Origin of the sequence: Ruegeria atlantica, assembly GCF_013032505.1 — a bacterium.
Taxonomy (GTDB): Bacteria; Pseudomonadota; Alphaproteobacteria; order Rhodobacterales; family Rhodobacteraceae; genus Ruegeria; species Ruegeria atlantica_F.
In genome coordinates this window covers 1044103-1064791 of sequence record NZ_WQCG01000001.1, presented here as the reverse complement: position 1 = coordinate 1064791, position 20689 = coordinate 1044103, and the positions used below count along the sequence as shown (strand labels likewise).

At 56.7% G+C, this 20689-nt stretch carries 19 protein-coding genes and 1 pseudogene; 9 read left to right on the top strand and 11 right to left on the bottom strand.

The window, feature by feature from the left end; all coding sequences use genetic code 11:
* Positions 1–60: 60 nt before the first annotated feature.
* From GOW92_RS05190 to cobS, 3 genes are all read right to left on the bottom strand, one after another.
* A complete protein-coding gene (locus GOW92_RS05190) occupies positions 61–1851 on the bottom strand; it encodes an aminopeptidase P family protein (protein ID WP_170558567.1) in 1791 nt (596 codons plus the stop codon).
* Positions 1852–1926: 75 nt separating this feature from the next.
* Complete coding sequence (gene cobT, locus GOW92_RS05185; protein ID WP_170558565.1) at positions 1927–3804, bottom strand: cobaltochelatase subunit CobT; 1878 nt, start codon at positions 3802–3804, stop codon at positions 1927–1929.
* A gap of 180 nt (positions 3805–3984) precedes the next feature.
* A complete protein-coding gene (cobS, locus tag GOW92_RS05180; protein ID WP_170409349.1) occupies positions 3985–4971 on the bottom strand; it encodes a cobaltochelatase subunit CobS in 987 nt (328 codons plus the stop codon).
* A 319-nt stretch (positions 4972–5290) separates the two neighbouring features.
* Between cobS and GOW92_RS05175 the strand changes: the two genes are divergently transcribed.
* Positions 5291–6196: a Hint domain-containing protein gene (locus GOW92_RS05175; protein ID WP_170558562.1), complete on the top strand. Its 906-nt coding sequence runs from the start codon at positions 5291–5293 to the stop codon at positions 6194–6196.
* Positions 6197–6201: 5 nt separating this feature from the next.
* Here the strand turns inward: GOW92_RS05175 and GOW92_RS05170 are convergent.
* Positions 6202–6345: pseudogene (locus GOW92_RS05170) on the bottom strand (molecular chaperone DnaJ); the annotation flags it as partial.
* Between the two features lie 213 nt (positions 6346–6558).
* Here GOW92_RS05170 and GOW92_RS05165 point away from each other — a divergent pair.
* Both GOW92_RS05165 and GOW92_RS05160 read left to right on the top strand, forming a co-directional pair.
* Positions 6559–7212 carry a class I SAM-dependent methyltransferase gene (locus GOW92_RS05165; protein WP_170558560.1) on the top strand — a complete coding sequence of 218 codons (654 nt, stop codon included), beginning with the start codon at positions 6559–6561 and terminating at the stop codon, positions 7210–7212.
* Positions 7209–8126: a hypothetical protein gene (locus GOW92_RS05160; protein ID WP_170558558.1), complete on the top strand. Its 918-nt coding sequence runs from the start codon at positions 7209–7211 to the stop codon at positions 8124–8126. Before GOW92_RS05165 ends, GOW92_RS05160 begins: the two co-directional genes overlap by 4 nt.
* Before the next feature lie 204 nt (positions 8127–8330).
* Here GOW92_RS05160 and GOW92_RS05155 read toward each other — a convergent pair whose 3' ends face one another.
* Positions 8331–8957, bottom strand: coding sequence for a J domain-containing protein (locus GOW92_RS05155; protein ID WP_170558556.1), 627 nt, complete (start codon positions 8955–8957; stop codon positions 8331–8333).
* Between the two features lie 108 nt (positions 8958–9065).
* Here GOW92_RS05155 and GOW92_RS05150 point away from each other — a divergent pair, with 108 nt between their 5' ends.
* Positions 9066–9320: a BolA family protein gene (locus GOW92_RS05150; RefSeq protein WP_170558554.1), complete on the top strand. Its 255-nt coding sequence runs from the start codon at positions 9066–9068 to the stop codon at positions 9318–9320.
* A 22-nt stretch (positions 9321–9342) separates the two neighbouring features.
* Here GOW92_RS05150 and GOW92_RS05145 read toward each other — a convergent pair whose 3' ends face one another.
* A complete protein-coding gene (locus tag GOW92_RS05145) occupies positions 9343–9879 on the bottom strand; it encodes a winged helix-turn-helix transcriptional regulator (RefSeq protein WP_170558552.1) in 537 nt (178 codons plus the stop codon).
* Positions 9880–9919: 40 nt separating this feature from the next.
* Between GOW92_RS05145 and GOW92_RS05140 the strand changes: the two genes are divergently transcribed.
* Complete coding sequence (locus GOW92_RS05140) at positions 9920–10309, top strand: VOC family protein (RefSeq protein WP_170558550.1); 390 nt, start codon at positions 9920–9922, stop codon at positions 10307–10309.
* Positions 10310–10347: 38 nt separating this feature from the next.
* Here GOW92_RS05140 and GOW92_RS05135 read toward each other — a convergent pair whose 3' ends face one another.
* From GOW92_RS05135 to pepN, 5 genes are all read right to left on the bottom strand, one after another.
* Positions 10348–10758, bottom strand: a complete 411-nt coding sequence (locus GOW92_RS05135; protein WP_170558548.1) for a DUF4177 domain-containing protein — start codon at positions 10756–10758, stop codon at positions 10348–10350.
* Positions 10759–10931: 173 nt separating this feature from the next.
* Positions 10932–12443 (bottom strand): Asp-tRNA(Asn)/Glu-tRNA(Gln) amidotransferase subunit GatB, encoded by a 1512-nt coding sequence (gene gatB, locus GOW92_RS05130; RefSeq protein ID WP_170558547.1) that lies wholly within the window; start codon positions 12441–12443, stop codon positions 10932–10934.
* A 70-nt stretch (positions 12444–12513) separates the two neighbouring features.
* Positions 12514–13776 (bottom strand): hypothetical protein, encoded by a 1263-nt coding sequence (locus GOW92_RS05125; RefSeq protein WP_170558546.1) that lies wholly within the window; start codon positions 13774–13776, stop codon positions 12514–12516.
* A 130-nt stretch (positions 13777–13906) separates the two neighbouring features.
* Positions 13907–14335: a hypothetical protein gene (locus GOW92_RS05120; RefSeq protein ID WP_170558545.1), complete on the bottom strand. Its 429-nt coding sequence runs from the start codon at positions 14333–14335 to the stop codon at positions 13907–13909.
* Positions 14332–16884, bottom strand: coding sequence for an aminopeptidase N (gene pepN / locus GOW92_RS05115; RefSeq protein WP_170558544.1), 2553 nt, complete (start codon positions 16882–16884; stop codon positions 14332–14334). The genes GOW92_RS05120 and pepN overlap by 4 nt, the downstream gene beginning before the upstream one ends.
* 12 nt (positions 16885–16896) lie before the next feature.
* Here pepN and GOW92_RS05110 point away from each other — a divergent pair, with 12 nt between their 5' ends.
* The 4 genes from GOW92_RS05110 (at position 16897) to GOW92_RS05095 (ending at position 20676) form a co-directional block, all read left to right on the top strand.
* On the top strand, positions 16897–17046 hold the full coding sequence (locus GOW92_RS05110) for a hypothetical protein (RefSeq protein ID WP_170558543.1): 150 nt from the start codon (positions 16897–16899) through the stop codon (positions 17044–17046).
* A 43-nt stretch (positions 17047–17089) separates the two neighbouring features.
* Entirely contained in the window at positions 17090–19222 is a 2133-nt protein-coding gene (locus tag GOW92_RS05105) for a malate synthase G (protein ID WP_170558542.1), read from the top strand.
* Between the two features lie 25 nt (positions 19223–19247).
* Positions 19248–19673 carry a GlcG/HbpS family heme-binding protein gene (locus tag GOW92_RS05100; RefSeq protein WP_170558541.1) on the top strand — a complete coding sequence of 142 codons (426 nt, stop codon included), beginning with the start codon at positions 19248–19250 and terminating at the stop codon, positions 19671–19673.
* A 223-nt stretch (positions 19674–19896) separates the two neighbouring features.
* Positions 19897–20676 (top strand): gamma-glutamyl-gamma-aminobutyrate hydrolase family protein, encoded by a 780-nt coding sequence (locus GOW92_RS05095; protein WP_170558539.1) that lies wholly within the window; start codon positions 19897–19899, stop codon positions 20674–20676.
* Positions 20677–20689 lie beyond the last annotated feature (13 nt).

Below are 20689 nucleotides of genomic sequence, written 5' to 3'. Positions count from 1 at the left end.
CTTCTTCCCTCGTCTTTTGTACGGATCACTCCTCTGCCCGGTTTATGTGACAGTTCAGTGTCAGATCGGCGCAGTTGCGGCATCCAACCACAGTTGAGCGTCATCGCCCAGCCTTGGCCGGACTTTTTCCGCAACGTCGCGGTGATATGAGTTCAGCCACGCGCGCTCAACTACCGTAAGCATATCAACCACTATCAGCCGCCGGTCAATCGGTACGTATGTAAGTGTCCGCCAGTTCAGCATCGAACGCTCGGTATCCGCAGTGGGTAGGGACGGGGCATCCTGCACCACTACAAGGTTTTCGATACGAATGCCGAACGCGCCTTCGCGGTAATATCCCGGCTCGTTAGATAGGATCATCCCCGGCTCAAGCGGCACGTGGCTGACTTTGGACAGTCTCTGCGGTCCTTCGTGCACGCTTAGGTATGCGCCGACCCCGTGGCCGACGCCGTGATTGAAATCCTGACCCGCCGCCCACAGGGGCGCGCGCGCGATACACTCGATGTCACGCCCGGTCAGACCGGCAGGCCAGCGCAACAAGGACATGTCGATCATCCCTTTCAGCACGCGAGTGAAACAGGCCTTTTCTACGTCGCCCACTACTCCGATCGCTATCGTGCGGGTGATGTCGGTTGTGCCGTCCAGATACTGTCCGCCGCTATCGAGAACCAACAAGTGACCATTCTCCAGCCGGCTGTCGGTTTCTTCGGTCACCCGGTAATGCATGATTGCACCGTTAGGCCCGGTTCCCGAAATTGTATCGAACGAGATGTCCTGAAGCGTGTTGTCCCGGCGGCGGTTTTCCTCCAGCTGCGTGACCACCTGAGTCTCTGTCACCGTTCCCGGGGCCTGAGTGTCCAGCCAGCACAAAGTCTCAATAACAGCCACTGCATCGCGCAGATGCGCTTCGGCACTACCAGCAATTTCAGCCGCGTTCTTGCGGGCCTTGGGAAGGCCGCAAGGATCACCCGCATCCAACATTTTTTCCCCTAGCACATCGGCAACGGCCTGCGGCAGGGTTCCCAAATCGACTTGTACCGTGCCGCTCAGATCCGCTGCTGACTCAAGAAATAATAGAGGGTCGTGAACCTGCACCTGCCCACCAAGATGATCGTCCAAGCCCGCCAGTTTTTGTGCCGCCATGAACAGATCAACTCGACCGTTGGCGTGCAGAATGGCAAATCCATGGGCAACCGGGTTATACCCGATGTCCGATCCGCGAATGTTAAGCAGCCACATGATCGAATCCGGCAAGGAAATGATCGCCGCCTCACACCCGTTCTGCTTTAGATCATCCGCCAGTCGCGCGATTTTGCTTGCTGCGGTTTCCCCGGCAAACTCAATTGGATGTGCCTTGACCGGATTTAACGGGGCCTCAGGCTGATCCGGCCAAACCCGATCCACCAGATTGTCACACCGAACCAGCTCGATGCCGCTCGCGTTCAACTCTTTCTTCAGGCTGGAAATCTGCCCGGCTGCATGCAGCCAAGGATCAAAACCAACCTTTCCGCCATTCGGCAGTTGCTCCTTGAGCCACGCACTAAGGCTGGTTTCGGGCCAGGGTACAGGCGTGAATTCTTCCGCAACTTGCGCCTTGACCTGGGTGCGGTATCGGCCATCGATGAACACACCCGCAATATCGGACAACGCCGCACAGAATCCGGCCGAACCGGTAAAACCCGTCAGCCATGCCAGCCGTTCATCGCGCGGGGCCACATACTCGCCCTGATGCGCATCTGCGCGCGGGATCAGGAAACCGTCCAGCCCATCCTTTGCCATCTGGGATCGCAAAGCGGCTAGTCTTGGCGGTCCCTGTTCCGGACGTGCGGTGACGGCAAAGGACTGAATCATGTGACACCTCTTGCAAACGGGGGACGCCCCATTTCTATCTTTTGAAAAATTCTCCTGCCGGAGGCAAGGCCAGCGTCAGCTGGCCTTCTTCATCCCCATCACACGCGCACGTGCCCGAGGATCGCTGTCGAACAGAGCCGCCAGTTGCTCGGTCATAGCACCCGCCAACTGTTCGACATCTGTGATCGTCACCGCGCGATCATAATACCTGGTCACATCGTGGCCGATACCGATGGCCAAAAGCTCGACCATCTTGCGCTTTTCGACCATTCCGATCACGTCACGCAGGTGTTTCTCCAGGTAATTCGCGGGGTTAACGCTGAGCGTTGAATCATCAACCGGCGCACCGTCCGAGATTACCATCAGAATCTTGCGTTGCTCACGCCGCGCCAGCATCCGGCGGTGTGCCCATTCCAAAGCCTCACCATCGATGTTCTCTTTCAGCAGGCCTTCTTTCATCATCAAACCCAAGTTGGGTCGCGCGCGGCGCCACGGGGCATCTGCACCCTTGTAAATGATGTGCCGCAGATCATTCAGGCGCCCGGGTTGCTGGGGGCGACCATCATTCAGCCAAGCCTCACGTGCCTGACCGCCTTTCCACGCCCGAGTGGTAAAACCAAGGATTTCGACCTTCACATTACAGCGCTCCAGCGTACGGGCCAAAACGTCGGCACAAATGGCAGCGATCGAGATCGGACGACCCCGCATCGAGCCGGAGTTGTCCAGCAACAGCGTCACCACTGTATCCCGGAACTCAGTGTCTTTCTCGACCTTGAAGCTTAGCGGAGTGGTTGGGTTCGCAACTACGCGTGCGAGACGACCCGCATCCAGAATGCCTTCCTCGCGATCGAATTCCCAGCTGCGGTTCTGTTGCGCCTGCAACCGCCGCTGCAATTTATTCGCCAAACGGCTTACTGCGCCTTTCAGCGGCTCAAGCTGCTGATCCAGGTAGGCGCGCAACCGTTCCAATTCGGCAGGCTCTGCCAGGTCTTCGGCTGCGATCTCTTCGTCAAAGGTTCCAAGGTAAACCTTGTAATCCGGGTCGGCTTCGGATGCAGGCGGCGGGGCAGGGGGTTCCAGTGGCGCCTCGCCATCAGGCATCTCGGCCTCTTCACCCATCTCATCTTCGGCCATCTCGTCCATCGAGACCTGGGCCTGGGACTGATCCTGCTGCTCTTCCTGAGTTTGCTCAGGGGTCGCGTCGGCGTCCTGTTCGTCCTGATCATCCTGACCGGTGCTGTCGGGATCGGGCTGTTCTTCGGCGTCGTCCTCAGCCTGATCTTCCTGATCTTCGTCCAGCTCATCCGGGTCTTCGCCCAACTGATCACCGTACCCAAGATCCTTGATCATCTGACGGGCAAACTTGGCGAATTCGGCCTGATCCGAAAGGATGTCCTGCAATTTTTCCAGCGTGCCACCAGCCTGCTCTTCGATGAACCCACGCCAGAGGTTCATGATGTTCTCGGCCGCAGGCGGCAGGTCGCGTCCGGTTGCCAAGTGGCGGATCAGATAACCCGCGGCCACCGACAAAGGGGCATCTGCGGGTTGCTTGCACTGGTCGTAACCGCGGCGCAGTGCCTCGTGTCCGATCTTTACATCAATGTTCGAAGCGGTGCCGGGCATGTCCCGCGCGCCCATTGCCTCACACCGGGCGACCTCCATCGCTTCATACAAGTCGCGCGCCATATCGCCCGGTGGCGCATAGCGGTTGTGCGTTGCATCGTCATGGTACTTGCGCTGCAGTGCCAAGGCATCCGCCGTTCCGCGCGCCAGCAGCACTTCTTCTCGCGTCATTCGGCGCGAGACCTGCGGCAAACGCATCGACTCGCCCGACAGCCCCGAGGGGTCGACCGTATAGCTTACAGACAGCTCTGGATCGTCGGCCATAACCTTGGTGGCCTCGGCCAAGGCCTTCTTAAACGGATCGGCGGGGTTGTCGTTTGGTTTAGACAATGAACGTACTCCAGATCATTGCTGCTAGGAAAAGTATTGCGTACTCCCAACGCAGCCGTATCAGGTGAACATATTGCGACGCCGTCATGTCTGAAGGCGCCGACTTTTTCCAACCTACTTTGTCAAATAGCCAAAATGAATCAAAAACGACCCAGATCGATGCTATGACAAAAAAGGCTTTCACCCCAAGCTTACGCTCGCTGCACTTTCCGGCAGTTCCTCATCAAAACAACGTTGATAGAACTCGGCCACGGTCTGACGCTCAAGCTCATCGCACTTGTTCAGGAAGGACAAGCGGAAGGCATAGCCTACATCGCGGAAAATCTCGGCGTTCTGGGCCCAGTTGATAACGGTCCGAGGGCTCATAACTGTGGACAGGTCACCGTTCATGAAGGCGGTCCGGGTCAGATCGGCAACAGTGACCATCTGGCTGACGGTCTTGCGGCCCTTCTCGGTATTGTAGTGCGGCGCCTTGGACAGAACGATCATCGTTTCGGCATCATGGCTGAGGTAGTTCAGCGTTGAGACCAGCGACCAGCGGTCCATCTGAGCCTGGTTGATCTGCTGCGTACCGTGATAGAGGCCAGTTGTGTCGCCCAAACCCACAGTGTTGGCAGTGGCGAACAGGCGGAAATTCGGGTTTGGTGTGATGATCTCGTTCTGGTCCAGCAGGGTCAGCTTGCCGTCATGCTCAAGCACGCGCTGGATCACGAACATCACGTCAGCACGGCCCGCGTCGTATTCGTCGAACACGATGGCAACGGGGTTGCGCAGCGCCCAAGGCAGGATGCCTTCGTGGAACTCTGTAACCTGCTTGCCGTCACGCAGTTTGATGGCGTCTTTACCGATCAAGTCGATCCGGCTGATGTGGCTGTCCAGGTTCACACGCACCGCAGGCCAGTTCAGACGGGCGGCGACCTGTTCGATATGGGTCGATTTGCCCGTGCCGTGATAGCCTTGGATCATCACACGACGATTGTGCGAAAAGCCTGCAAGAATCGCCAGTGTTGTCTCTGGATCGAACTTGTAGGTCGGGTCAATCGCAGGCACTCGGTCGCTGCGATCCGCAAAGCCTTTGATCGCCATGTCGGTATCAATACCGAACACGTCACGGACCGAAATTTCTTCGGTGGGTTTTGCGTTTACGTCGATCGATCCGTCAGCCATTCGCCTTGTCCTTATCCTTTGGCCCGCATTGCCGGGTTTGAACCCGTGTGTGGTGCAACATATTGCGGGCAAGGGCAAGGGAAAGCCGTGCTCGTAAGGCCTTAGGCGGATGTTTCTTTGAAACTGGCCTTATCGATATTGCGTCGGATGTCTCGGGCTATTCTTTCAAAACTTTGATAGCACGAATTTTGGGTCCAGAACGCCGCCAAGCAGTCCTGTGAAGCATTAATATTGCAATAGCAAGATATGATAAGTTAAATATGCACATATGATTGTGCAAAAACGGTTCCCGATTTTGTTTTTAAGAGTGTAGGTACAAATGTCGTTAGTAATCTCAGGTCCGACTTCTATCTCGATCCCCAGTGGGTCGACCTCGGTTATGCAGCAGTATACCACGACCAAAGCTGTGACGTGGAGCGTGACCGTAACTGGCGATGGCGGATTGGACCCTTCCGACTACACTGTTTCAATTTCACCTAGCGGAGTTTTGACCGTTGAGCTTACTGAGGGGGCAGACATCCCTCCGAATACGCAACTCACGGTTAGAATAGGGGCGACGACTGGGCAGCCAGGAGCCGGAAACAATGCCATCCTGAATGTGACAGTCGACCTTCCTGCTGGAACAGTGCCGTGTTTTGTAAAAGGCACTTTGATAGAAACCGAAAAAGGCCCTCGCCCTGTCGAAGAGCTGTCGGTTGGGGACAGGGTTCGTGTTTCTAGCGGCGAGCTACTGCCTGTCAAGTGGATTGGCAAAAAGACTATGAGCGCGGAAGCGTTGCAGCGAAACCCGCGATTGCGCCCTGTTTGCATCCAGAAAGGGGCAATCGGGGACGGTTTGCCTGATCGTGATTTATACGTGTCCCCACAGCATAGGATTGTTCTCGAAGGGTGGCGCGCTGAATTGCTGTTTGGAGAGCCCAGAGTTTTTTCTGCGGCAGTTCATTTGGTCAATGACAAAACCATTCGACAAGTGCGGTCTGATGAGGCCGTGACGTATTTCCACATTGCCTGTGATCGCCATGCCATACTGATGTCGCACGGTTTGCCGACAGAAAGTTTGTTTCTGGGGGACATGGCGCTTTTGTCATTCGATCGCGAAGATATCAACGAGCTCCGTATGCTATTCCCGGATCGTTTCAGCCCTGAACCGACTTCGGAGCAAACTCGTGTACGGTGCCTAAAACGCCCCGAAGCAGAGGCGCTTTTGGGCATGTACCGTCGATAAGCCGATTACTTGAAGTTCCTGCTGTCCTCGATTTGTTTCCAGGCCCAGACGACCTCTTGCAACTGCTCTTCCTGCGAGCGGTCACCGCCGTTCATGTCTGGGTGCAGAATTTTGATCAGCCTTTTGCAGGCTTTGCGCACCTTCGCCTCCAGACCTGCGCTTATCAAATGGTCCTCATAGGATGGCTCGCAAGTAAACAAGTGGGGGGTGTTCACGCCGATATGCTAGTCCGTATGACAGCTTCGACGTCTCGTCACTAGACCGAAACCTCTTCTTGCGGCGTTAAATGAAGAGCCAGGCAAAACATATTGCACAATCAGGCGTCTCGTGGCTTTAGTCGACGGCAACGAAAGGCTGACTTAATGACACAATCCGGAACGCAGAACGAAACTTTCTGGCAAAATTTTTATGACGGTCAGCTGAAAGATAACACCCTTTCGCCACCATCGCAGTTTGCGGCATTCATCGCGCAAGAATTGTCGTCTCGCAGCAGTATTATCGACGTTGGCTGCGGAAACGGCAGGGACACGATCTTTTTCAGTTTGTTGAACTTTGACGTTACCGGACTGGATGCTTGCGAGAAAGGCATCGCAGTAGCGCGCGCAAACGCCAATTCCTTTGGTTTCAAGGAGACGCAGTTTCATTGCAGCCTGGCTGCGTCGGATCGCCTGACATCCGAAATCAAAAAGCGTGAAGGTCAAGATCTTTGCATTTACGGGCGTTTCTTCCTGCACGCGATCACACAGGAAGAGCAAGATGAACTTCTGGGGCTGCTTTCCGAAACGTTGTCACCCGGCCAAAAAGTGGCATTTGAATACAGAACTCTGGAGGACAAAAACCTGCTTAAGGTGGCCTCACCCCATTACCGGCGGTATCAGTCGATGCATGATCTTGACGAACAGCTGAACGGCTTGGGGTTTGACAAGCTATACGGGACGCAAGGGCAGGGTCTGGCAAAATTTATGGATGAAGATGCTCATGTTGCTCGTGGCATTTATGTAAAGGCAGATCGATGAGCAGCGAGAATGCCGACCGGGCAGCATTTGACGCGCTTCGCGACGACTTGCTGGCGGCAATTCGCTTGGGAAAGCGACTGCGCCCACGGGTAGTTTTCCCGAAACTGGAAGCGGTTTTCAGTTCGGAATGGGAGGAAGACTGGCTCAGGCTGTCAATCTATTTCAACTGTGCTGGCCGATCCCGCCCGGCGAAAACATATGCGCAACTCATCCGTTTGCGCGAGATGTACCAAGAGCAGGGGCGGGATGAACAATTCGAAACGTTTTTTGCCGAACTCAACGAACTGATGTTCCCTGAATCGCTGACGTTCCATGGCTACTGCAGTACCTTTGCAGTTCAGGACACCGATCAGATGTCCCAGACTGTCGGGACAGTTCTAAAGCCTTTAGAGGCATTCGATTGCCCCTTCTTTCTTTACGCAGGTGCGCTTTTGGGGTTGGTGCGGGATGGGCAGTACATTGCGCATGATGACGACATTGACCTGGCTGTTTATCTGGGCGAGTGCACGGACGAAGAAGCCGCCAAAAAATGGCAGAAATACAAAGAAGATCTCTGCGCTGCTGGATTGGTGGCCTATGGGCCAACGTCCAACAATCCGCCGGTTTTCAAGGTGCAGAATGATCAGAATGTAACCGTGGACCTGTTTCCGTCATGGACAACGAAAACCAGATTTTCTGTTTACCCTTATTCATATCATGCAATGGATTCTGCAGATATTCTGCCGCTGAAATCTGACCTCCAGAGAACCAGAAACATGTTTGGCGACTATGAAATTCTGTTGCCAAGCAAGCCTGAGAAACTGCTGATCAGCAGTTATGGTGCCAATTGGCCGGTCCCCGATCCATTATTCAGGTTCAATTGGCGGCGGGCTCAAAGACAATTCAACATACTTTTCAATCAATCGTATTGCTGAATTTCTGCCTGTCAGATCCAATTTCGGCCGGATTTGGCGGACCAATTCCAGCCTGTGAGTCCGAAGAATTTGCTTCGGAAACGGCGTCCGGTATCCACCGGTCTCGCAATGGTGCAAAAAATCATGATCCGTCTGGCACTGGTTGATTTGACAACCACATCAGATACCCGCCCATCCAGCAATGGCTGGCGGGGTTAATCCGGCTTATTTGAAGTTCCGGCTGTCCTTGATCTGATCCCAAGCCCAAACGACCTCTTGCAGCTGCTCTTCCTGGCTTCGGTCACCGCCGTTCATGTCCGGATGCAGAACCTTGATCAGCTTCTTGTAGGCTTTGCGCACTTCGGCCTTGGTCCAGCTATCATTGGCTTCCAGAATCTCGATCGCACGGCGTTCGGTGGGGGGCAGGCGACGGCCGCCGCCGCCCGTGGTGCGGCCTTTGTTTTGCGTGCTGTTCGCGCCAAGCACCTGATGCGGGTCTTCAATGCCTAGACGCGCCCATGCGCGTGCTTCGGGATCACCCATCGGCTTGGTCTCACGCTCCCACACTTTGTCCTTGGACCGCTGCGCGTTTAGTTCGGCTTCCGTGGTGCCGTCGAAGAAGTTCCACTTATTGTTGTATTCGCGGACGTGCTGCTGGCAGAACCAGAAAAAGTCGTCCAGTACATCAGGCGCCTTGGGTGCACGGAACTTGCCGGGTTCGTTACATCCCTCGTGATCGCAGATACGTGTCGAGGTTTCAGACGCGCCGGACATACCCCGACGCCCGCGCGGGTTTTTTTTCTTGGCGCTGGAAACGGACATATCGAATCCGAAGGGGTCTGATTTCGTCATGCTCTGATCCTTACGAACACATCTTTTCGACTCGGAGGCAGCAGTTTAGTCTAAGCAGCCGAAAGTAGAAGAGGGGATGCGGTAAAATTTTCGCCGCTGAGCAAAAAAATGACTGTGACCGACGAGATCCGTACCCGCCTGCAGGCTGCATTTGACCCGCGTGAGCTGGAGGTCGTGGATGACAGCGAAAGCCACCGCGGACACGCGGGGTTTCAGGAAGGCGGTGAAAGCCATTTTAATGTCCGCATCCGTTCCAGTGCCTTTCAGGGGCAATCCCGCGTCGCCCGCCACCGCGCCGTGCATAAGGCGCTTGGCGACATTGTACCCCGCATTCATGCGCTGGCGTTGGACATTGATGACTGAACGGACCTATTTTTGCCGATGGTCAGGCGACCAGAGAAATGGCTCTGTTAACCGTGATCCCCTGGTTCACCGCGCGATAGGTGGGAAAAGGAAGTCGGTGCGTCGCATCAATTTCCCGCTGTATCCACTCCTGCTCCTCGAGTCGATGAAGAGACGTCGACAAGGCGCGATCTGAGATCGAGATCAGACCGGACTTGAGCGTCGAGAAACGTTGGGGCTTATCGGTCAGCGCCAGAATTGGGGCTGTCCAGCTGCGTCTGAGCAACGCGAAATCATTGTCCTCCGGCACGGCGTTTACGATCCGGCTGGCAGTTTCGGCCACTGAGGCGCCGATATGGGTCAGTCGAAATTCCGGGCGCAACGGATGGCCGTGGCCGGGATTTCGTTCCAGAAAACCCAGTTGAATCAAATGATCAAGGCTTTGGGCAAAAGCCGTTCTGCTGGCGCTTGTCGCCGCCAGTAGGGGGGCCTGTCGCCCCGGGGTTCCCGCGTGCATCAACGCCATAATGTTCAGAGACCAGGCGCGGGACGTAAGCTTGACAAGAATCGCTATGTCCATAAAGTATAGTTACTTTAATTTTTGCCAAAAGGATAGTTCAATGCCACTTGTTTCATTGGAAAACACAATCACGTTGGCCATGTCCGTGCGAGACAGACATGTCAGTGCCGACTGGTATCAAGCCAAGTTGGGGTTCGAACTGATCCACCATATTGACGAGGCCGGTTGGAGTGAGATGAAGACCAAAACCGAAGGTGTGACCTTGGGCCTGGGTGAGCAGGCCGAGCCTGCGCCGGGCAATACTGTGCCGGTGTTCGGGGTGTCGGATATTGCGACGGCGCGTCAGGCCCTCGAATCCTCGGGCGTCAGGTTCGATGGCGCGACAGAAACGATCGAGGGCATGGTCAGCACCGCAACGTTCTACGACCCGGACGGAAATGCACTGATGCTGGCGCAGGATCTGAGCCAAGCAGCAAGCGCTGCCGAGTAAAATTCAGCTGCAGGCTATGAAAACGCGGAGCAGACCGCTTAGGTCTGCTCTTTGTCCTTTTCGGACAGGTCTGTTGGCTTCAGGGTCAATGGCGGATCTTTGACCTCTTCTGAAATCGGTGCAGGCGCCTGCACTTCTTCTGGTCCGGGCACCGGCTGAGCCACGGCGGCATCATCGCTGTCTTCAACCGGCTCGCGCTCCGCAGAAAACTCAGCTGCAATCTCACGCCGAAACACCAGGACATTGCGCCAGTTCACGTTGGAACTGGTCAGCCCTGAGCGTTCCTCGCTTGGCAGAAGTTCCGCCCTTTGGTATTCCCAGCCATCCTGCCCCATCTGGTTCAGAATCTGTTCGATCGACACAGCAAACCGCCCTTCGGCAGTTTTGACGCCCTTGGCTTTTGTGCCTTTTTGCGGAGCGGGGACAACTTTGTATTCGTAGCGCTGCATCAGATTTTCCTGGTTGCCGATCCCACGCAATCTAACATGTTGTCGGGTTTCGAAAAGTCATCATCGCCCGGTGGGCAAATTCTGTGTCGTCTGTTGCGCTGAATGCGCGGGAACCGGAAAGGCCCGCGCTGCACGCGCGGACCAAGCCGCAGAAGTTTCTCGAACCGAAAAGACTACGAGCCCAGCTTCTTGCTGACCAATTCGTTTACGGCCTTGGGGTTCGCTTTGCCGCCGGTCGCTTTCATGACCTGGCCGACAAACCAGCCGGCCAGTTTCGGGTTCACCTTGGCCTTTTCGACCTGCGCCGGGTTGGCGGCGATGATCTCATCCAGCGCGGTTTCAATCGCACCCGTATCGGTCACCTGCTTCATGCCGCGTTCTTCGACAATTTGCGCCGGGTCCCCGCCTTCGGTGTAGACGATCTCGAACAAGTCCTTAGCAATCTTGCCGGAAATCGCATCCGAAGAAATCAGGTCGATGATCCCACCCAACTGCGCGGGGGATACCGGCGAGTCGGTGATGTCGTGATCTTCTTTCTTCAAGCGACCGAATAACTCGTTGATCACCCAGTTCGCAGCGAGTTTGCCGTTGCGGCCCTTGGCGACCTCTTCGAAATAGGCAGCCGATTCAACCTCAGCCGTCAGGACGGATGCGTCATAATCTGTCAGACTGAACGCGCTGATAAACCGAGCCTTTTTGTCGTCGGGCAGTTCGGGCAATTTGGCAGCGATGTCGTCGACCCAAGCCTGCTCAATCTCCAACGGCAGCAGATCAGGGTCGGGGAAATAGCGGTAGTCATGCGCCTCTTCTTTGGACCGCATTGACCGTGTTTCACCCTTGTCCGGGTCATACAGGCGGGTTTCCTGATCAACCTTGCCGCCGCCTTCGACGATGGCAATCTGACGGCGGGCTTCAACTTCAATCGCCTGCTGGATAAAGCGCATCGAGTTCATGTTCTTGATCTCGCAACGGGTGCCCAAATGCGAGAAGTCCTGCGTTTCCTGGTATTTCTCATACGCGCCCGGCAAACAGATCGAGACGTTCACGTCCGCCCGCAGGTTGCCGTTCTGCATGTTGCCATCACAGGTGCCCAAATAACGCATGATCTGGCGCAGCTTGGCGATATAGGCGGCGGCCTCTTCGGGGCCACGGATGTCGGGGCGGCTGACGATCTCCATCAGGCAGACGCCCGTCCGGTTCAAGTCAACAAAGGACATATGCGGGTCCATGTCGTGGATCGATTTGCCCGCATCCTGCTCCATGTGGATGCGTTCGATGCGGACCATGCGCGCGGTGCCGTCACCCATTTCGACCAGCACTTCGCCTTCGCCCACGATGGGGTGGTAGAGCTGGGAAATCTGGTAGCCCTGCGGCAGGTCGGGGTAGAAATAGTTCTTGCGGTCAAAGGCGGACTTCAGGTTGATATCCGCCTTCAGGCCCAGCCCGGTGCGCACCGCCTGTTCCACGCAGTATTCGTTGATCACCGGCAGCATCCCCGGCATCGCCGCGTCCACAAAGGCCACGTTCGAGTTCGGCTCGGCCCCGAATTGGGTCGATGCACCCGAGAACAGCTTGGCATTGGATGAGACCTGAGCGTGCACCTCCATCCCGATTACCAGTTCCCAGTCGTGCTTGGCCCCGGCAATGGTTTTGATTTTGGGCATTTCGTATGTCAGGTCGAGCATGGCGCGCCTCATTTCCGCAGAAGTCTAAGCCTGCGTATTAGGCCCGGCAGGGGCTAGGGGCAAGGGGGAATCAGTGCCCGGACAGCTGCAAACCCGTCGGAGTAAAGGTCACATCCAATCCGCTGCGCAGCTCATCCCGGAACAGATCGCCAATCGCGCGCAGGGCATCCCGCTGCCCACGAGCCGCGAACCGTTCGGGCGAATTGATCCTAACACTGTTGTTGAACCCATTCGCCGCATGCGCCCAGATCAATGGGTGCAGTTCGGTCAGGTGATCGCGGATCAACCAGTTTGCGGCCTCATTTATCTGGCTACGGACCAGATCGGCCTTGTCGTTTTCGCCGGCGCCGTTCTGAATCGTTATGGCACAGTAAGCCGACAGCATATTGACGGTTTGCTGGTCGGGACGCTGGCGCAAAATATCATGCATGCCTTCAAGGAAGAATTCGACATCCAGCCGCGCGCAGGCTTCTTCGTCCAGGGCGATCGCGTCGAACTGAACCCACGTGTAACCCCCAGCCCCCCAGATATCCTGCGTCTGGGCCGCCATGCGCAGCGCCTGGACCTCAAGCTCGCCGTAGCTGCCAAACCAGCGCGGCAGCAGGTGCGTGCCCATCGCACGCAAGTGCCGATGGTTCATCGGGTCGAGTTTGATCAAACGCTCGTATTCATCCGCCACCCGCGTGCCGGGCCTGCGCTGACCCGCCAAAATTGCGCAGCCGGTCGAGGCGACAATAGGACTGTCTGATGCGGCCTTTTGGCATTTGGGCAGGATTGCAGCTGCCCGGTCGAAATGGGCGGCGCAACGGGATTGGTGCAGAGAGGGCAGGGTTGCCTCGTTCGTGGTGCCACGCCAGGCCCATGCCAAATCAATATGCGCCAGTGCGACGACCAATGCGATCATCGGATCGCCCGAATGCGCGCGCATTTCGTCTTCCAACTCGGAAATGCCACTCAGGACATCAAATTCTGAAAGTGCTTTGGCATCGGACAGGGCGTGTTCCGCCGCCAGAACCACATCGGCCCGTGCGCCAAATGCGAGCAGCTCGGCGACAGGCATCCCGTCGGGGGCAGCCTTTCGAGCCGCGTCCGCCTTGTGCATCAGGTCGGACAATTCTGCCCAACGATCCTGTCTGGCCAGGAAACGCCCCTTTTCAATCGAGCTTCGCCCGATCTCATCCTGAGCCTGGACATCTGCTAACGGGATATTGAGTTGCCCGTGATCGGGCAAAACAGAAGAAACAGCCGGATTGGCAAAATGCGCGCCGGATGCGTCGGGACGAACAATAGAAGATTGGAAACGGGACAAACGGTCCCTAAAAAACCGGAACATGGTGGCACTCGAAACAAACAAAACAGGTACTTCGACTTGAAAGTTTTGCCGCAATCGGTCTCAAATACAAGCTCTTTGGAATTAATTGGTTATTTTCTGTGTCTAATTTTTCTGAAATTTTCCCATTGTTTCAAAATGTAACAAAGTGATGACGTTCAACTCGAAAACCAGCCTGTTGCAGGACCTGTTCGAATTCTCTGTGGTGCGGAGACGACTCATCCGGCAGCCGAATTCGCTTACCAGAGTTCAAGACCAATGAAACGCGCACCGAAAAGTCCCAACGCGTGTCGAAACGGACATAGTCGATGTTTGAACAATCCACTTCACCTTCGCGGGTGCCTGTAAACCAGCGCAGTTTGTTTCGATCCAGACGCAACCCTGCGCTGGTGTTCTGAGCGACGTCCCAAAGGGCAGGTAGAGTTGGCAGCGCCAAAAGCGCCATCAGCCACCATGCTGCGTCATAAAGGATCACAAGGGCAAGAAGTGCTGCATATATACAGATCAGGACGCCGACGGTGCGCGGCGCCCTGTTGTTTCGCGTGAAAGTGAACTCTGTCATGCGTTTAAGATGCGAGATACCATCTCCGTCGTGTCCCGCGAGAGGTCGGGCGTTTCGGCGATGCGGGTTAGCTGTGCGCGTATCAGGTCCTGGCGAACCGCGTCATACCGCTTCCAGGTCTGAAAGGCGGAACACATCCGCGCAGTGGTCTGCGGGTTGACCGGGTCCAGTTTGATCAGCCAGTCGGCCAACAGCGCGTAGCCCGCTCCATCTTCGCGGTGGAAACCTGCGTGATTCATTGCCAGCGCCCCCATCACGGCCCGGAATCGGTTGGGATTCTTCCAGTTGAAGTCCGGATGCTCGGTCAGGGCGCGGGCGATGTCCGCCGTATCCTCTGGCGAGGCCATTCCGACCTGCAGGCCGAACCACTTGTCCATCACCAGCCGGTCGTGCTGCCATTGATCATAGAAAGCAGCCAGTTCAACCTCGCCTTTGCCTGCGCGCAGCAGACAGGACAGCGCACTTAGTTGCTGCGTCATGTTGCCAGCGGCAGCGTATTGTTCGGCCGCCATTGCGCCACTGTCTAGCCGCGAGGTCAGGGCCAGAGCGGCGTTGCCAAGCGAGCGTTTTCCAGCTTGGTCGGCATCGGGAGAGTACGGCGCCTCGATCAGAGTTTCGCTGTGCAGACGTGGCAAAAGATCCTGAACGTGCTGCGCTGTTGCCTGCCGTAGTGTTTCGACCGCTGTCCAGATCGCCACCGGGTCGGGTGTTTCAGCTAGGTCGAACAACGCGGCGGCCAGTTCGGATTGCGTTGGCAGGCCCAGCATCAGGGCGCGATAAGCCGGGTCCAGATCACCGTCGCGCAGAACAGCCAACACCCCGTCCAGATAATCCGCACTCGGGGCGGCGTCCTCAAGGATCATGCGCAGCAAAGTGTCCTGCGCAAGTGATCGTCCGGCCTGCCAGCGATTGAACGGATCGGTGTCGTGCGCCAGCAAAAAGGCCCGCTCGGCATCGGTGTGATCATGTTCAAGGATTACGGGGGCCGAGAAATCGCGTAGGATCGAGGCGACAGGCTTGGCCGCCAAACCGGTGAACTGAAAGCTTTGTTCAGCTTCGGTCAGCTCAAGAACTTCGGTTGCGCGCACTTCGTCTCCATTAGGACCAAGCAGGCCGACGGCCACAGGGATCACTTGCGGCAGTTTTTCGGATTGGCCGGGCGTTTCTTCTGTACGTTGGGCAAGGGTCAGCGTGTAGGTGCCGTCATTCCAATCTTCGGTCACTGTCACACGCGGCGTACCGGACTGACTATACCAGCGTTTGAACTGGCCCAGGTCGCGACCAGTGGTGTCCTCGAACACTTTGATCCAGTCCTCGATGGTGCAGGCCTGACCGTCATGACGATCGAAATACAGATCAAGTGCCTTGGCATAAGCTTCGTCGCCAACTAGACTTTTCAGCATGCCGATAACCTCGGCACCTTTCTCGTAGACGGTCGCGGTGTAGAAATTGTTGATTTCCTGAAAGCTCTCGGGCCTTACGGGATGCGACAGGGGCCCGTTATCCTCGGGGAATTGACGCGCACGCAGATCGATGGCGTCTTCAATCCGTTTAACCGGGGCCGAGCGCATGTCTGAAGTAAACTGCGCATCCCGAAAAACGGTCAGGCCTTCTTTCAGGCACAGCTGGAACCAGTCGCGGCAGGTGATGCGGTTGCCGGTCCAGTTGTGAAAATACTCATGCGCGATGATCGCCTCGATCCGCTCGAAATTGGCATCGGTCGAGGTTTCGGGGCTGGCCAAAACGGCCGAAGAGTTGAAGATATTCAACCCCTTGTTCTCCATCGCGCCCATGTTGAAATCGTCCACGGCCACGATATTGAAAACGTCTAGATCGTATTCGCGGCCATAGACGTCCTCGTCCCATTTCATGGACTTCTTCAGTGCTTCCATACCGAAATCGCATTTGCCTTCGTCACCGAGACGGACCCAGAGGTTCAGCTCCACATCGCGACCCGACATGGTGGTGAACTGGCCGGGATGGGCGATCAGTTCGCCCGCGACCAGCGCGAACAGGTAAGCGGGTTTGGGCCACGGATCGGTCCATTCTGCCCAGCCTTCACCATTGCCCGAAGGGTTGCCGTTGGACAGCAGCACAGGAAGGTCGCCGTTGATGCGCACGGTAAAGGTGGACATTACATCGGGGCGGTCGGGGTAGAAGGTGATCTTGCGGAACCCTTCCGCCTCGCACTGGGTGCAGTACATGCCGTTCGACATATAAAGCCCTTCGAGGGCGGTGTTGTTGCCGGGATCGATCTCGACCTCGGCCTCCCAGACAAATGGCGCGCCGGGCACGGCAGCTGTCAGGCCCTTGTCGGTGACCTCGGGAGTGATGTCCTTGCCGTCGACCGATGCTCGGATCAGCGTCAGGTCTTCACCATGCAGGAAGAATGTCTTGTCGCTCGCATCCGGGTTTGGGCGGAACGCTATGCGCGATGTGACGCGGGTTGCGTGTGCGGCAAGATCGAACGTCAGGTGCACACTGTCCACCAGATAACCAAAGGGCGTGTAGTCTTTCAGATAGATCGTCGTGGGGGCAGCGTCGCGCATCAGGGGCCTCGCATGATTTCGTGTTTGCGCGAACGTATGGGCTGTGGCGGTTGGCTGCAAGCGGTGCCGGGTGCGCTTGAACATACCCTGATCCTGTTTTTGGTAAGTCTTTTTGACCGCGACGCTGCGACGCAAGTTGCCTATCGGAAACTTTCGCCCTAAATGCTGGCGGCATACAGTCGTGCACATTCCCGGGAGAGAAAAAATGAGCAGCAGACAGGCGCGCAGCGGATTGCAGGTGGACACGGTATTGGCTGAGTTTATCGAAGGCCAAGCCCTGCCGGGTACAGGTGTTACAGCGGATGTTTTCTGGGATGGTATGGCGCGCATCGTCGCCGAACTTGGTCCCAAGAACCGCGCGTTTCTGTCCAAGCGGCAGGACATTCAAGGCAAGGTTGATGCATGGCATCTTGAGCGCCAGGGGCAAGAACATGACGCCGAGGCCTATCAGGCGTTCCTGCGCGAGATCGGCTATCTGGTCGAAGAAGGTGCGGATTTCCAGATTGAAACCGCCAATGTCGACCCCGAGATCGCGTCGACCCCCGGTCCGCAGCTTGTGGTTCCGATCACCAATGCCCGCTTTGCTCTAAACGCAGCAAATGCACGTTGGGGCAGTCTGTATGACGCGCTCTATGGAACGGACGCGATGGGTGATTTGCCCGCTGCTGGTGGTTACGATGACGCGCGCGGCGCACGTGTGATCGCATGGGCAAAGGGGTTTTTGGACGACGCTGCCCCTTTGGCAAGCGGTTCGTGGGCGGACGTGTCGGAACTGCGCGTTGAAAACGGCGCGCAGGTGCCTGCGCTGGCGGATGCATCGCACTTTGTCGGCTATGGCGGTTCAGCCGAGAAACCTGATTTCGTGCTGCTGAAAAACAACGGCCTGCATATTCGTATCGTGATCGATCCATCCAGCAACATTGGTGCAACCGATCCGACAGGAATTTCCGACGTCTATCTGGAGTCTGCGCTTTCAACTATTATGGACTGCGAAGACTCCGTCGCCTGTGTTGATGCCGAAGACAAGGTTGTCGCCTACGGCAATTGGCTGGGTCTGATGAAAGGCGACCTGACCGAAGAGGTGACGAAGGGTGGCAAGACCTTTGTCCGTAAACTGGCTGACGATCTGGTATATACAGCCGCAGATGGCACGACGGGCTCGTTGAAAGGTCGATCACTTATGTTGGTCCGGAATGTGGGCCACCTGATGACCAACCCAGCTGTTCTGGACGGGGACGGCAATGAAATCGGCGAAGGGTTGATGGATGCGCTCTGCACAACGCTGATCGCCATGCACGACCTGCAGCGCGAGGGTGGCAACTCGGTCAAGGGCTCAGTCTATGTGGTGAAGCCCAAGATGCATGGGCCTGCTGAAGTCGCTTTCTCGGTCGAGATTTTCGACATGGTCGAAGACATCCTTGGGCTGCCGCGCAATACCGTAAAGCTGGGCATCATGGATGAGGAACGCCGCACGTCGGCCAACCTTAAGGAATGTATCCGTGCTGCAAAATCGCGTGTGGCCTTCATCAATACCGGCTTCCTTGATCGGACCGGTGATGAAATTCACACCTCGATGGAAGCTGGCCCGATGCTGCCCAAAGGCGACATCAAGAATACGCCTTGGATCGCATCCTACGAGGATCGGAATGTCGATATCGGTTTGGCCTGCGGCCTGAAGGGCAAGGCGCAGATCGGCAAAGGCATGTGGGCGATGCCCGACAGAATGGGCGACATGCTGGAACAGAAAATCAGCCACCCGAAATCAGGTGCGACGTGCGCCTGGGTGCCGTCGCCGACAGCCGCAACACTGCACGCAACGCACTATCATAAGGTCGATGTACTGGCGCGACAGGATGAACTGGCCGCTGGTGGTGCTCGTGGAACTCTGAACGACTTGCTGACCATCCCGTTGCTGGGCGGTCGTAACCTCAGCGAAGACGAGATCGCGCGTGAGATCGAAAACAACGCGCAGGGCATTCTGGGATACGTGGTGCGCTGGGTCGATCAGGGTGTTGGCTGTTCGAAAGTGCCGGACATCAACGATATCGGCCTGATGGAAGATCGCGCGACCTGCCGGATTTCGTCTCAGGCTCTGGCCAACTGGTTGCACCATGACACTGTCTCGGAAGAGCAGGTTATGGCCGCCATGCAAAAAATGGCCGCTGTGGTGGATCGTCAGAACGAAAATGACGCAGACTATCGCCCGTTGGCCCCCGGTTTCGATGGAATTGCTTTCCAAGCTGCCTGTGATCTGGTCTTCAAGGGGCGCGTGCAACCCTCGGGCTATACCGAGCCGGTTCTGCATGCCCGCCGTCTGGAACTGAAAGCCAGCCTTTAAACCATAAGGAACGATAGGACACGAAATGGCAGTTTCCCTCCGCAAAGCCCGCACCATCATCCGCAAGACCCTTGAGAAGGGGCGCGAGATGGAGTTGAAACCCCTTTCCGTCGTCGTTCTGGATGCAGGCGGTCATGTTATTGCGTTCGAACGCGAAGACGCCGCCGCACCTGGTCGGTTTGCGATCGCGCATGGCAAGGCCTATGGCGCGGTGATGCTTGGTATGGCGGGCACGGCACAGATGCAACGGGCAGAGGCACAGGCCTATTTCATGGCGGCCGTGAATGGCGTTTACGGCGGCCAGGTTGTCCCGGTTCCGGGCGGTGTGTTGCTGCGCGACAAAAAGGGCGCAGTGATCGGCGCGGTCGGCGTGACCGGCGATACATCCGACAATGACGCTGCCGCCGCATTGGCTGGGATCGAAATCGCTGGCTTGATTGGCGAGATCTGAACCACGTGATTACTGGAGAGCCCGTTCGGCTCTCCAGCCCTTGCTGGCGTTCGTGTAAGTCCTGAAAACGTGCAATGGCCAAAGTGCCAGACACAGCGCTTTCGAATTCTAACTTGTGCACGGCTGAACAAGAACTTGCGCTGACACGCAGAGCCTGTGCTATTGCGCGCTGTTCTCACTGCCGATAGTTTTTGAAAGTAAACAAGAAACGCAGGAACGCAGTATGTCTCGACCCGTCGTCGGTATCATCGGCAATTCGTATTTGATGAATGATCAATATCCGACCCATGCCGGTGGGACGATGAACTCGGACGCGGTTGCGAATGTGTCGGACTGTCTGCCGCTGTTGATCCCGGCTGATCCGCGCTATGTCTCGGTTGATGAGCTGCTCGAGGTCTGTGACGGATTTCTGCTGACGGGTGGGCGCCCGAATGTCCACCCTGAAGAATACGGCGAGCCCGCAACCGAGGCCCATGGTGAATTTGACCGGGCGCGCGACGCGATCACATTGCCGCTGGTGCGGGCTTGTGTGGAACGCGGCCAGCCCTTTTTTGGCATCTGCCGAGGGTTCCAGGAAGTCAACGTGGCGATGGGCGGCACCCTGTATCCTGAGATCCGCGAACTGCCGGGACGGATGAACCACCGGATGCCGCCCGACGGCACGTTGGAAGAGAAATTCGCTTTGCGTCATGTTGTTGCGCTGAATGAGGGGGGGATATTCCACCGCCTGATGGGCGCCACCGAAGTGATGACGAACACCTTGCACGGGCAGGGCATCAAGACAGTTGGGCACCGGGTCGTGATTGATGGTCACGCTCCTGACGGAACGCCCGAGGCGATCTACATCAAGGACGCTCCCGGATTTACGTTGTCCGTTCAATGGCACCCGGAATGGGACGCGGAAAATGACCCTGTGTCACGCCCTTTGTTCCAGGCGTTCGGTGCTGCTGTGCATGCTTGGGCAACCGGATCGGATAAGGCGTTGTTTCAACAATCCGCGTAACTCCTGCGCCGAT